Here is a 12,532-nt window from a genome sequence, read left to right as displayed (position 1 = left end):
GGGCGAGTCTCATGGATGAGACGAGTAACTCAGCAGCCAACAAAAATGCGGCTTGAAAGACGAAGGGTATACAACGTAATCCGCATTGCGGTTAATTAATAATGGAAAAAGTATGAAGAACTGGAAAACGCTGCTTCTCGGTATCGCCATGATCGCGAATACCAGTTTCGCTGCCCCACAGGTAGTCGATAAAGTTGCAGCCGTCGTCAATAACGGCGTCGTTCTGGAAAGCGACGTCGATGGCTTAATGCAGTCAGTAAAACTGAATGCAGGTCAGGCAGGTCAGCAATTACCGGATGACGCTACGCTGCGTCATCAGATCCTGGAACGTTTGATCATGGATCAAATCCTCCTGCAAATGGGTCAGAAGATGGGGGTGAAAATCTCTGACGAGCAGTTGGATCAGGCTATTGCCAACATCGCCAAACAGAACAACATGACGCTGGATCAGATGCGCAGCCGCCTGGCACAGGATGGCTTAAGCTATTCAACCTATCGTAGCCAGATCCGCAAAGAGATGACCATCTCCGAAGTGCGTAACAACGAAGTTCGCCGTCGCATCACCATCCTGCCTCAGGAAGTAGATGCCCTGGCGCAACAGGTGGGCAACCAAAACGATGCCAGCACCGAGCTGAACCTGAGCCACATTCTGATCCCATTACCGGAAAACCCAACGTCTGACCAGGTTAACGCGGCTGAAAGCCAGGCGCGCTCTGTTGTTGATGAAGCGCGTAACGGTAGTGATTTCGGCAAACTGGCTATTACTTATTCCGCTGACCAGCAGGCGCTGAAAGGCGGTCAGATGGGGTGGGGACGTATTCAGGAGCTGCCGGGTATCTTTGCCCAGGCGTTAAGCACTGCGAAAAAAGGCGATATCATTGGCCCAATTCGTTCCGGTGTCGGCTTCCACATCCTGAAAGTCAACGATATGCGTGGCCAAAGCCAGAGCATCTCCGTGACTGAAGTTCATGCTCGCCACATTCTGCTTAAGCCGTCGCCGATCATGACCGATCAGCAGGCACGTCTGAAGCTGGAACAAATCGCGGCAGATATTAAGAGCGGTAAAACTACCTTCGCGGCAGCCGCTAAAGAGTTTTCTCAGGATCCAGGCTCTGCCAACCAGGGCGGCGATCTGGGCTGGGCTGCAGCGGATATTTTCGACCCTGCTTTCCGCGATGCGCTAACCAAACTTAACAAAGGCCAGATGAGCGCCCCGGTGCACTCCTCTTTCGGTTGGCATCTGATCGAACTGCTGGATACGCGTAACGTTGATAAAACTGACGCAGCGCAGAAAGACAGAGCTTACCGTATGCTGATGAACCGTAAATTCTCGGAAGAAGCAGCAACCTGGATGCAGGAACAGCGCGCCAGCGCTTACGTTAAAGTTCTGAGCAACTAATGACTCGTGCTCAACGCGTTGTTATCACTCCCGGCGAACCCGCCGGGATTGGCCCGGACCTGGTGGTTCAGCTCGCCCAGCGCGATTGGCCTGTAGAACTTGTTGTCTGTGCGGATGCAGCACTCCTCAATGACCGGGCAGCGATGCTCGGTTTACCGCTTTCACTCCTCCCCTACTCTCCAGATACCCCAGCCAAACCGCAATCAGCAGGCACATTGACGCTGTTACCGATTGCGCTGCGGGCACCTGTTGTCGCGGGTCAGTTGGCGGTAGAAAACGGGCAATATGTGGTGGATACGCTGGCTCGCGCCTGCGATGGCTGTCTGCAAGGTGAGTTTGCGGCGCTGATCACCGGCCCGGTTCACAAGGGCGTTATCAATGACGCTGGCGTCCCGTTTACCGGACATACCGAGTTTTTTGAAGAGCGCTCACAGGCAAAGAAAGTTGTTATGATGCTGGCGACCGAAGAGCTGCGCGTTGCCCTGGCAACCACGCATTTGCCGCTCAGAGCCGTTGCCGACGCCATTACGCCCGCCCTGCTTCAGGAAGTGATCGGCATTTTGCATCATGATTTACGCACCAAGTTCGGCATTGCCGATCCGCATATTCTGGTGTGCGGTCTTAACCCGCATGCTGGTGAAGGCGGTCATATGGGAACGGAAGAGATAGATACCATCATTCCGGTACTCGATGAACTGCGTGCGCAGGGAATGAAATTAAACGGTCCGCTGCCCGCAGATACGCTGTTTCAGCCCAAATATCTCGACCACGCGGATGCCGTGCTGGCAATGTACCACGATCAGGGTCTCCCCGTGCTAAAATACCAGGGATTTGGTCGCGGTGTGAATATCACGCTGGGCCTGCCCTTTATTCGCACATCCGTCGATCACGGCACCGCACTTGAACTCGCGGGCCGTGGGCAAGCAGATGTCGGCAGTTTTATTACGGCGCTTAATCTCGCCATCAAAATGATTGTTAATACCAATGAATAATCGAGTCCATCAGGGCCATTTAGCCCGTAAACGTTTCGGGCAGAACTTCCTCAACGATCAGTTTGTGATCGAAAGTATTGTCTCTGCTATCAACCCGCAGAAAGGTCAGGCTATGGTCGAAATCGGCCCTGGCCTGGCGGCATTGACCGAACCAGTAGGCGAACGCCTGGACAAGCTCACGGTCATTGAACTTGACCGCGATCTGGCAGCACGCCTACAGACACACCCGTTTTTAGGGCCTAAGCTGACGATTTATCAGCAAGATGCTATGACCATGAACTTCGGCGAACTGGCACAAACGATGGGGCAGCCGCTGCGCGTATTCGGCAACCTGCCGTACAACATCTCCACGCCGCTCATGTTCCATCTTTTTTCCTATACTGATGCCATTGCCGACATGCATTTCATGTTGCAAAAAGAGGTGGTGAATCGTCTGGTTGCAGGGCCAAACAGTAAAGCGTATGGTCGATTAAGCGTCATGGCGCAGTATTACTGCAATGTGATCCCGGTACTTGAAGTACCGCCTTCCGCATTTACGCCAGCGCCTAAAGTTGATTCAGCCGTTGTGCGTCTGGTGCCTCATACGACGATGCCGTACCCGGTTAAAGATGTTCGTGTGCTGAGCCGTATTACCACCGAAGCGTTTAATCAGCGCCGTAAAACGGTACGTAACAGTCTCGGCAACCTGTTTAGCGTTGAAGTACTGACAGAGCTGGGCATTGATCCGGCGATGCGAGCGGAAAATATCTCTGTCGCGCAATACTGCCGGATGGCTAACTATCTGTCAGAAAACGCGCCATCGAAGGAGAGTTAAACATGATCAATTCGCCCCGAGTGTGCATTCAGGTACAAAGCGTCTACATTGAGGCGCAATCCTCACCTGATGATGAACGTTACGTTTTTGCTTACACCGTAACTATCCGCAATTTGGGGCGAGCGCCTGTGCAGCTGTTGGGGCGTTATTGGTTGATCACTAATGGTCATGGCCGCGAAACCGAAGTTCAGGGTGAAGGCGTGGTTGGCGTCCAGCCCCACATCGAACCCGGCGAAGAGTACCAGTACACCAGCGGTGCGGTGATTGAAACACCGCTGGGCACCATGCAGGGTCATTACGAAATGATCGATGAACAAGGCATCGCCTTTACCATCGATATTCCCGTATTCCGACTCGCCGTTCCAACACTCATTCATTAAAACAATAACTATGGCGACATACCTTATTGGCGACGTTCACGGTTGTTACGATGAACTGGTAGCCTTGCTGCATCAGGTAGACTTTAATTCCGAAAAAGATACCCTATGGCTCACCGGCGATCTGGTCGCTCGTGGACCGGGCTCGCTGGACGTTTTGCGCTACGTGAAATCACTGGGCGACAGCGTGCGGTTAGTATTGGGTAATCACGATTTACACCTGCTGGCCGTATTTGCTGGTATCAGTCGTAATAAACCTAAAGACAGGGTCACATCGCTGCTCGAAGCACCGGATGCCGACGAATTACTTAACTGGCTCCGCCGTCAACCGCTGTTGCAGGTAGACGAAGAGAAGAAGCTGGTGATGGCGCATGCCGGTATCACCCCACAGTGGGACCTGCAGACGGCAAAAGACTGTGCTCGCGATGTTGAAGCCGTGTTGTCGAGCGACTCGTATCCCTTCTTCCTTGATGCGATGTACGGCGACATGCCCAATAACTGGACCCCGGAACTGACCGGGCTGGCGCGCCTGCGTTTTATTACCAACGCCTTTACCCGCATGCGTTACTGCTTCCCTAACGGTCAATTGGATATGTACAGCAAAGAGTCACCAGAAGACGCACCTGCCCCGCTGAAGCCGTGGTTTGCCATTCCAGGACCTGTCAGTGAAGCGTACAGCATTGCATTCGGGCACTGGGCATCGCTGGAGGGTAAAGGCACGCCAGAAGGCATTTACGCGCTGGATACGGGGTGTTGCTGGGGAGGCGATCTCACCTGTCTGCGCTGGGAAGACAAACAGTACTTCGTGCAGCCGTCAAATCGCCATCTGAATCTGGATCCTGGCGAAGCGGTCAACGCCTGATAGTCGTTTGCCGGATGCGGTGCTCGCACCTTATCCGGCCTACATTAGCTGGATGATAAGGCGTTTCGCCGCCATCCGGCACTTACAGTATTAACGACGTTCCAGAATCTCGAAGCAGTAGCTGTGAGAGTTTTGCGCGTCGGCATCGTGGAATTCACTGAACACCGATTCCCAGTCATCCGGTTCGTAGTCCGGGAAATGCGTATCCCCTTCCACTTCCGCATCAATGTGCGTCAGATACAGTTTCTGTGCTTTTGGCAGGAACTGCTCATACACACGCCCACCGCCAATTACCATAATTTCAGGTTCATCGCCGCAGGCCGCAATTGCTTCATCCACAGACTTCACCCACTGCACGCGATCGTCGGTGCCAGGCTTACTGCTGATGACGATATTTTTACGCCCAGGTAACGGTCGCCCGATGGATTCCCAGGTGTGGCGTCCCATGACAACCGGCTTGTTTAAGGTATTACGTTTAAACCAGGCGAGATCGGCAGGGAGGTTCCACGGCATGGCGTTCTCCATACCGATGACGCGATCTACCGCTAACGCCGCAATCAGACTGATCATTGAATATTTCCCGGATACAAAAAAATTGTCGCCACTATACGGAAAGCGCAATCTTTCGTCGACTGGCGGAAAGAGGATGAACAGGAAAATTTTCCGTTCTGCTGGCGAACCGACCTATTTAAGGTGGTACGCCAGCATTACAGTAGTTCAAAAACAGCCAATTAGCAGTAAAGTTTGCAGAACATCACATTTTTTACCCTATGCTGACGGTTTCACTTCCGGCTCATCGGCGACGTCGCCCGTATGCTTACCTTCATCCGTGCCTTGCCAGCCATGGCGCTGAATTAACGATAAGTGCTGACGATCTTCCGCAATAATTTCACTCAGCATTGCGCTGGTGCGTTTATAAACGGCCGCGCGGGAAGTCGCGTCATTTTCCCCTTTCACCATCTCCTCTACCATCATGGTATTGAATCGGCGGAATACGTCAGCCCGTTCACGTGCCTCATAGCGCCCTAGCCCGAGACCTTCCAGCGCCAGACGTCCGGTCTTCAGTGCACCTTCAAAGGTTTCACGTTCCGGCATATCCACGCCCGCCTGGCGCAGGCGGATGTAATGATCCACGTCGCGCGCACGAGCAATAATTTGCAGATGCGGGAAATGCTCTTTCACCATTTCGGTTAATTGCAGGCTGGTTTGCGGATCGTCAATGGCATTAATAATAACTTCAGCTTTCGCCGCCCCGGCAGACTCCAGCAGATCCATCCGGGTCGCGTCGCCATAGAAAACCTTCATCCCGAATTTACGCAGCGTTTCGATATGGTCCGGGTCATGATCAAGAACCACCATTTTGACCCCGCTCGACAACAGCAAACGACCGGTTATCTGGCCAAATCGCCCAAACCCGGCGATGATCACCCGCGGTTGCTCCTCATCGATTTCATCGGCTTCGCGCTCTTCTTCAGTCGCCGATTTTTCCAGACGCGTCAAAATCACCAGCAAAATCGGTGTAGCCGCCATCGACAATGCCACCGCCAGCGTCAGCGATTTCGCCCAGTCAGGATCGAGCACATTTGCCATTTGCGCCGCGCCAAACACCACAAAGGCAAACTCACTGCCCTGCCCTAATAATACGGCAAACCAGCGACGCTGCTTGTTCGGCACCTGCAACGGTTTCGCTATCAACCACAGCATGACGGTTTTGATAACCAGGAAACCGACCAGTAGAATGATAATGCGCAAGGGATTATCAATCAGCGTACCAAAGTCGATAGACATCCCTACACCGATGAAAAACAGCCCCAGCAGCAGTCCTTTAAATGGTTCAATGTCGCTTTCCAACGCGTGACGATACTCAGAGCTTGCCAGCAGCACCCCGGCCAGGAATGCCCCCATCGCCATCGACAATCCAACCTCTTCCAACAGCAGACCGAAGCCAAACACGAGGAACAGCGCAACGGCACTGAACACTTCCCGCAGGCCCGAACGGGCGACAAAACGCAAGGCAGGACGTGTGACATAACGACCTAACAGCACCACCAGCACCAGTGCGCCCGCTACCTTAAGGGCAGACAATGCAAACGCCCCAAGCGTTGTTGATGCGCCACTCGCTGCCAATAATGGGATCATCGCCACCAGTGGAATAGCAGCGATGTCCTGGAACAGCAGCACGGCAAACGCGCTGCGGCCCATTTGCGAAACCATCAGGTTGCGTTCATTCATTGCCTGCATAGCGATGGCCGTAGAGGAAAGCGCCAGCGTCATGCCGATCAGCTCCGCTACCTGCCAGCGCAGGCCGAGGAACATACAGAACGCACCAATCAGGCCTCCGCAGACCACCATTTGCAATGCGCCGCCGCCGAACACCGAGGCTCGCAGTTTCCACAAACGTTGCGGATCCAGCTCCAGACCAATGACAAACAGCATCAGCACCACACCGATCTCCGCAAAATGCAGGATGGATTCGGCGTCCGTCACCAGCCTCAGGCCCCATGGGCCGATAATGCACCCGGCGATGAGATACCCCAGTACCGACCCGAGTCCCAGCCGTACGGCGATGGGGACAATCAGTGCCGCCGATCCGAGATAAATCAGCGCCTGTATCAGCGTATGGCTATCCATGGTGTGCCTCCTGCCATTCCATCAGACGCTGTTTGTAGTGACGCGCCTGCGCTTGCAGGGTTTCATCATCACAGATAAACGTACAGTGCATCGCAAACGGCGGTAGCCATTTGAGGCCACAATAAAGTGCCGTCGCCTGTAAGGGTTGAGAAAGCACATCAAATCCGGGATGGGAGCCAATATCGAAGTGGTTTTCACCGCCGCCGGTCGTCACCGCCCACAGCAGATGTTTACCGTGCAGCGCAGTACCGCCATGGCCATACGCCCAGCCGTGCGAAAGGACTTTATCCATCCACAGCTTGAGTAATGGAGGTGTGCTGTACCACTGCATCGGATGCTGCCAGATGATCAAATCAGCGCGTGCCAGCGCATCCTGTTCAGCGGCAATATCAATATTGAAGTCGGGGTAGAGCTGGTAGAGCGAGCGGATCTCCACGCCCTCCAGCGTCCTTGCCTGTTCAAGCATCCGCTTATTCGCATGCGAATGCTGCGGATAGGGGTGCGCATAAATGATGAGGATCATGATTAGCCTGTTTCACTGCATTATTGTAATAACAGTGAGTTTAGTCACTTAATCCACAGGCTAACAGTCAATATTATTGAGTGGCTGAATGGAGAAAACTGAACTAGTTATCCAGTTCACTCATATCTTTAACCTGATCGCGGTTAATCTGTTCCGTCTTACCCGTTTGCGCATTTTTATACGACACCAGGCCAGTATCATCATCGACTTGCGGTTTGCCGTCAGTGACGATTGTTTTGCCATCGGTGGTTTTAACCGCCTGGTTTGAGGAACAACCGGCCACGGTAAACAGTGCTGCTGCGGTAAAAATTGAGGTGATCAGGATATGTTTTTGCATGGTGTTCTCCCTGCTTTTCAGTTGTTTTCAGTGATATACCCAGTTAACTGTAGGCTAACTGACTGAGTTGCAGGGAAAATACAGAACACTCCTAATAACTCGCCCTGGTCACGGGCTTACTGCGAATCGTCATTTGACTGGTTTGCGCCAGCGTCAGACCTCGCGTTTCCGGGGCGAAAGCGATGGACACCAGCAGGCCAATCAGCGAAATTCCTGCGCCCATCAGCATGACATTGCTGATCCCGTATTTGGTAATGAACACCGGCAGCGCCCAGGTTGAAACAATGGTGCCGATGCGGCTTAAGGACATAATCACCCCGACGGCAGACGCGCGAATGTCGGTAGGGAACAGTTCATTTGGGTACAGCCACTGAAGATTTCCCGGTCCCCCCGAGAAAAAGGCGTACACGGCAAACGCCAGCACCACCAGCCACGCTCCCATATCAGGAATTAACCCGAGCACGGCCAGCGCCAGCGTCATCATAATAAAGCTGCCAATTAACAATGGCCGACGGCCCGCGCTATTAAGCCAGAACATGGGTGGAATGCACCCCAGCATAAAGCACAGGCTTATCACCACATTGCCCAACGCCGCGCTTTTCCCGGCACCAAGCCCCAACAGTCCAACAATCTGCGGACCAAAGGTATAAATGGCGAACATCGGGATCACCTGACAGGTCCAGATAGCGGCGACAAACAGGACAAACGGGAAATGACGGCGGTTAAACAGCTGCAGGAAGCGCGTCTCCTGCGGCGCCTCTTCGTCGAACACCACCGGTTCGCCGAACAGTTTGATCATCATCGCTTCACACTCTTTCACCCGACCTTTACGCAGCAGCCAGCGCGGCGATTCAGGAAGATCGAAGCGCCCAATCAGGATCAAAATACAAGGGATCACCGCGCTGCCCAGCATCCAGCGCCATCCTCCTTCAACATCATACAGCCAGTAACCGACCAGATCGGCACAGGTGGCGCCGACATACCACATCGCGGCGATAAAACCGATGGAGAAAGCGCGCTGGCGGGTATTGGAGAACTCGGTAATCATCGAGGTAGCAATCGGATAATCGGCACCAATCACAATACCGATCAGCACACGCATTACCAACAGCTCAATGGGCGAGGAAACAAACATGGTTGCCGCCGATATCACGCCAATGGCAATAATATCGATGATAAACATTTTGCGCCGCCCGACCTTATCGGAAATGTAGCCAAACAGCGACGTCCCCACAAACAGACCGGCGAGCGTGCCCGCCCCCAGCAGACCAATCCACTGTGCGTCCAGTTTCAACGCTGGCGTGAGCTGTTCCAGCGCCACGCCAATCATCACCAGCACATAACCATCCAGAAATGGCCCACCGCTTCCCCACAGCATTATCCGGCGGTGAATAGAGGTAAATTTGATGTCATCAAAGTTCCTGGGCTGCTGCATAGCGACTTCCTGTTTCAACACGGGCAAAGCGTCATCTGTAGGCCGGATAAGGCGTTTACGCCGCCATCCGGCATTGGCGCCACATGATTGCCGGATGGCGACGCTACCACGTCTTATCCGACCTACGGGTGCACAACCTCATACTTATTAGCCGTAGCGAAACTCCACGCCAAATGTCCCGCGCGGGTATTCCCATTTTTCCAACGCTGTATCAAGTCCGAGAATGCGGCACGTTCCGCACTCCAGGCATCCGGCGTAATCAAAACGGACGCTGCCGTCGTCCTGCTTTTTATACAGTCCGGCTGGACAAGCTTTAATCAGTACTTCCAGCGCCTGTTTATCAGGATCGGTTTTGAGAATGATGTGCGGGCTGTCTTCATCCACATTGAACTTATTGACGCCCAGTTTGACGTCCACATTGACGGGAGATGTCATAATACGGTCACTCCTTTCAGGCCATCTTTCATCAGGTTGATGAAGCCCACTTTCTTCGCATGACGCAGGATTTTTTTGCGCATTGGCACCGGAGCAGAGCCATCCACGGTGAACAAGTCGCGCGCGATGCTGACCGCCATTTCGGGATAGGCGGTAAACATGCGTGGGTTATCAAGGAAAGCGGGAAGCTTCTGATACATGCGCATATCGCGCATTGGACCATCATCGAGATGCTGACGGTATTCGCCCAGCGACTGTTTGCTGAAGTCGTCGCGCTTCATCGCGGAAAGCACCGTTTTCGCCGCCGCTTCGCCTGCAGATATGGCGAGATCCATACCACGGATGGTAAAGCCGAGGTTCATACACATTCCGGCAGCATCACCGGCAATCAGCACACCGTCACCCACCAGTTCAGGCTGCATATTCATACCGGCCTCCGGTACGACGTGCGCGGCATATTCCACCAGCTTGCCACCGGCGATCAGTGGGGCAACCGCCGGATGCTGTTTGAAATCTTCCAGCATTTGTGGGACCGATTTTTTAGCATCTTTCAGATGATGAAGACCGCAGACCAGCCCCAGAGAAAGGGTCGTTTCATTAGTATAGAGGAAGCCCCCGCCCATCAACCCATCGGTTGGAGAACCGGCAAACAGGCAAGCTGCACCTTCGTTCCCCTGTAACTGGAAACGATCTTCAATCACCGATTTTGGCAATTCGATCAGCTCTTTTACGCCAACGGCAACATGCGATGCCTCAACGCGCTTTGCCATGCCCAGTTTTTCTGCCAACAGAGAATTCACCCCGTCAGCGAGGATCACCACTTTGGCTTCCAGAATATCGCCGTCGGCTTCCACGCCCACGACTTTGCCTTCGCGTTGCACAACGTTATCCACCCGAATACCGGTGATAAGCTGGGCTCCCGCCTCCTCGGCCTGCTCCATCAGCCAGGCGTCAAATTTGCTGCGTAAGACGGAATAAGAAACCTGCGACGATGCGGCCTCTTCACCATTGCAATAGTCGATGGTCATCGCCCCTTTGTCGGTCATAAAGGCGAGTTTTTCGTGGGTGATTATGCGTTCAATGGGGGCCTGCTCAGCAAAGCCGGGAATGATGCGTTCCAGGCTATGCGCATACATGCGCCCACCGGTGACATTCTTCGCGCCAGCAGAATTACCGCGCTCGATGACCAGCACCTGTGCACCTTCCCGAGCCAGCACCAGCGCCGCAACCGAACCGGCCAGACCTGCACCCACGATGATGGCATCAAAGATATCTTCGGACATACGTACTCCTGTCAGTGGCAGGATACTTTCGCACCCTGCCCGAATGGTTTAACGCGCCAGAGCAGCCGTCAGCGCAGGCAGGATCTTCAGCGCATCGCCAACGATGCCAAAATCTGCGTACTGGAAGATCGGCGCATTTTTATCTTTGTTGATGGCGAAAATCGTCTGCGCGCCGTTGGCGCCGACCATATGTTGGATCTGCCCGGAGATCCCCACGGCCAGGTACAGTTCTGGCTTGAGCATCAGGTTGGAAATGCCGACGTAGCGTTCGTGCTCCATCCACTTCTCGTTTTCCGCCACTGGACGGGAACAGGCCAGCTCAGCGCCAATCGCCTGGCACAGCGCTTCGGCCAGCGAGATATTTTCTTTGCTACCAATACCACGTCCCACGCTGACCACCAGACGGGCTTTGTCGAGATCAACGCTGTTGCTCTGACGCGCCTGCGTTGCCGTACGGGTCACGGCGATAGTCGGAGCCTGCCACTGGACGGTGTGCACCTCGCCGCTGTGAGCGGTATCCGGTTGCTGCGCGTCAAACGTTCCGCTGCTGAGAGTGATCACGGCAAACGGTGAAGCGATTGTTTCTGCTCCCATCGCCAGGCCGCCGTAGACCATATGTTTGACCGCCGCTTTTCCGTCCTGCACCGCGACTGCGCTGGCGTCGTTTGAGACCGCAGCCGACAAGCGAAAGCCCAGCTTTGCCGCTAACAGCTTGCCCCGACGCGTATTCGGCAGCAGCACCGCGCCGCCCTCGCTGTGCTGACGAATGGTTTCGGCCATCGCATCGGCGTAGTCTTCAACCATACGGTCTTCTGGTTTGCCGCTGAGCAGCCAGACATGATCTGCGCCTAAATGGCATGCCGCCGCGCAGTCCTCATCGCTGAGCACAAACGTGTTAACGTTTTCACCTAAAGCCTGCGCACCATTCATCAGTTCCGGCAGACGAGAAGGGGTATCGCTGAATACCCAGACACTGGAAAATTTGTTCATAACATCCCCTGATAATTAAATGATTTTGCGAAGATTCTCGACAAACGCGGCAATCTGTTCTTCACCGTCACCTTCAATCACAACGCGCTGACGCTCGCGCTGCTTCGGTGCGGCAACCTGTTGTTCGGAATACGCTTGCGCGCCGTTCAGCCCAATGTCCGCAGACGACCAGACCTGGACCGGTTTTTTCGCTGCACCAAGAATGGCTTTCATGGAAGGGATTTGAGGGGTGTTGATGTCGGTAGAGACCGCGATCACCGCCGGAAGCGGGATACTCAGGGTTTCAACTTCATCTTCCAGTTCACGCTCTACCGTCAGCGTGCTGTCGGTAAGAGAGAGGATTTTACTCACGCCGTTAATCGCCGGCACGTTCAGCATTTCGCCCACCAGCAGACCAACCTGCTGTGCATAAAGATCGGAAGAACCGTCGCCGCAAATAAGCAGATCAAAACCT

Annotated in this window: 14 protein-coding genes; 5 read left to right on the top strand and 9 right to left on the bottom strand. The window is 54.0% G+C overall.

All coding sequences use genetic code 11. From position 1 onward, the window contains the following. Window positions 1-112: 112 nt before the first annotated feature. The 5 genes from surA to apaH are packed head-to-tail and all read left to right on the top strand — an operon-like array spanning window position 113 to window position 4,444. Window positions 113-1,399, top strand: coding sequence for a peptidylprolyl isomerase SurA (gene surA, locus FDW94_RS10745; RefSeq protein ID WP_032942346.1), 1,287 nt, complete (start codon window positions 113-115; stop codon window positions 1,397-1,399). Beyond that, entirely contained in the window at window positions 1,399-2,391 is a 993-nt protein-coding gene (gene pdxA / locus FDW94_RS10740) for a 4-hydroxythreonine-4-phosphate dehydrogenase PdxA (RefSeq protein WP_008786171.1), read from the top strand. The genes surA and pdxA overlap by 1 nt, the downstream gene beginning before the upstream one ends. Continuing rightward, entirely contained in the window at window positions 2,384-3,205 is an 822-nt protein-coding gene (gene rsmA / locus FDW94_RS10735; RefSeq protein ID WP_003829609.1) for a 16S rRNA (adenine(1518)-N(6)/adenine(1519)-N(6))-dimethyltransferase RsmA, read from the top strand. The genes pdxA and rsmA overlap by 8 nt, the downstream gene beginning before the upstream one ends. Before the next feature lie 2 nt (window positions 3,206-3,207). Further along, window positions 3,208-3,585 carry a Co2+/Mg2+ efflux protein ApaG gene (apaG, locus tag FDW94_RS10730; protein ID WP_003018867.1) on the top strand — a complete coding sequence of 126 codons (378 nt, stop codon included), beginning with the start codon at window positions 3,208-3,210 and terminating at the stop codon, window positions 3,583-3,585. A 10-nt stretch (window positions 3,586-3,595) separates the two neighbouring features. Next, complete coding sequence (gene apaH / locus FDW94_RS10725; RefSeq protein WP_003829612.1) at window positions 3,596-4,444, top strand: bis(5'-nucleosyl)-tetraphosphatase (symmetrical) ApaH; 849 nt, start codon at window positions 3,596-3,598, stop codon at window positions 4,442-4,444. A 90-nt stretch (window positions 4,445-4,534) separates the two neighbouring features. On the opposite strand, the gene folA is transcribed toward apaH, so the two are convergent. The 9 genes from folA to fixA all read right to left on the bottom strand — a co-directional run. Further along, complete coding sequence (gene folA, locus FDW94_RS10720; protein WP_003018873.1) at window positions 4,535-5,014, bottom strand: type 3 dihydrofolate reductase; 480 nt, start codon at window positions 5,012-5,014, stop codon at window positions 4,535-4,537. Window positions 5,015-5,212: 198 nt separating this feature from the next. Continuing rightward, window positions 5,213-7,075 (bottom strand): glutathione-regulated potassium-efflux system protein KefC, encoded by a 1,863-nt coding sequence (kefC, locus tag FDW94_RS10715; RefSeq protein ID WP_137377562.1) that lies wholly within the window; start codon window positions 7,073-7,075, stop codon window positions 5,213-5,215. Further along, a complete protein-coding gene (gene kefF, locus FDW94_RS10710) occupies window positions 7,068-7,598 on the bottom strand; it encodes a glutathione-regulated potassium-efflux system oxidoreductase KefF (protein WP_003829618.1) in 531 nt (176 codons plus the stop codon). Before kefF ends, kefC begins: the two co-directional genes overlap by 8 nt. A 103-nt stretch (window positions 7,599-7,701) precedes the next feature. Continuing rightward, entirely contained in the window at window positions 7,702-7,935 is a 234-nt protein-coding gene (locus tag FDW94_RS10705; protein WP_003018880.1) for a YgdI/YgdR family lipoprotein, read from the bottom strand. 91 nt (window positions 7,936-8,026) lie between these two features. After that, entirely contained in the window at window positions 8,027-9,370 is a 1,344-nt protein-coding gene (locus tag FDW94_RS10700; RefSeq protein ID WP_020996234.1) for an MFS transporter, read from the bottom strand. 147 nt (window positions 9,371-9,517) lie between these two features. After that, window positions 9,518-9,805, bottom strand: a complete 288-nt coding sequence (gene fixX / locus FDW94_RS10695) for a ferredoxin-like protein FixX (protein ID WP_000203736.1) — start codon at window positions 9,803-9,805, stop codon at window positions 9,518-9,520. Further along, on the bottom strand, window positions 9,802-11,088 hold the full coding sequence (locus FDW94_RS10690) for an FAD-dependent oxidoreductase (protein WP_003018887.1): 1,287 nt from the start codon (window positions 11,086-11,088) through the stop codon (window positions 9,802-9,804). The genes fixX and FDW94_RS10690 overlap by 4 nt, the downstream gene beginning before the upstream one ends. Before the next feature lie 48 nt (window positions 11,089-11,136). After that, a complete protein-coding gene (locus FDW94_RS10685; protein WP_137377561.1) occupies window positions 11,137-12,078 on the bottom strand; it encodes an electron transfer flavoprotein subunit alpha/FixB family protein in 942 nt (313 codons plus the stop codon). Between the two features lie 15 nt (window positions 12,079-12,093). After that, on the bottom strand, window positions 12,094-12,532 hold a 439-nt coding region (gene fixA / locus FDW94_RS24095; protein WP_249358412.1), incomplete at its 5' end, for a putative electron transfer flavoprotein FixA.

Source organism: Citrobacter sp. wls757, from assembly GCF_005280935.1.
Taxonomy (GTDB): domain Bacteria; phylum Pseudomonadota; class Gammaproteobacteria; order Enterobacterales; family Enterobacteriaceae; genus Citrobacter; species Citrobacter portucalensis.
This window is presented reverse-complemented; position numbering and strand designations above follow the sequence as displayed.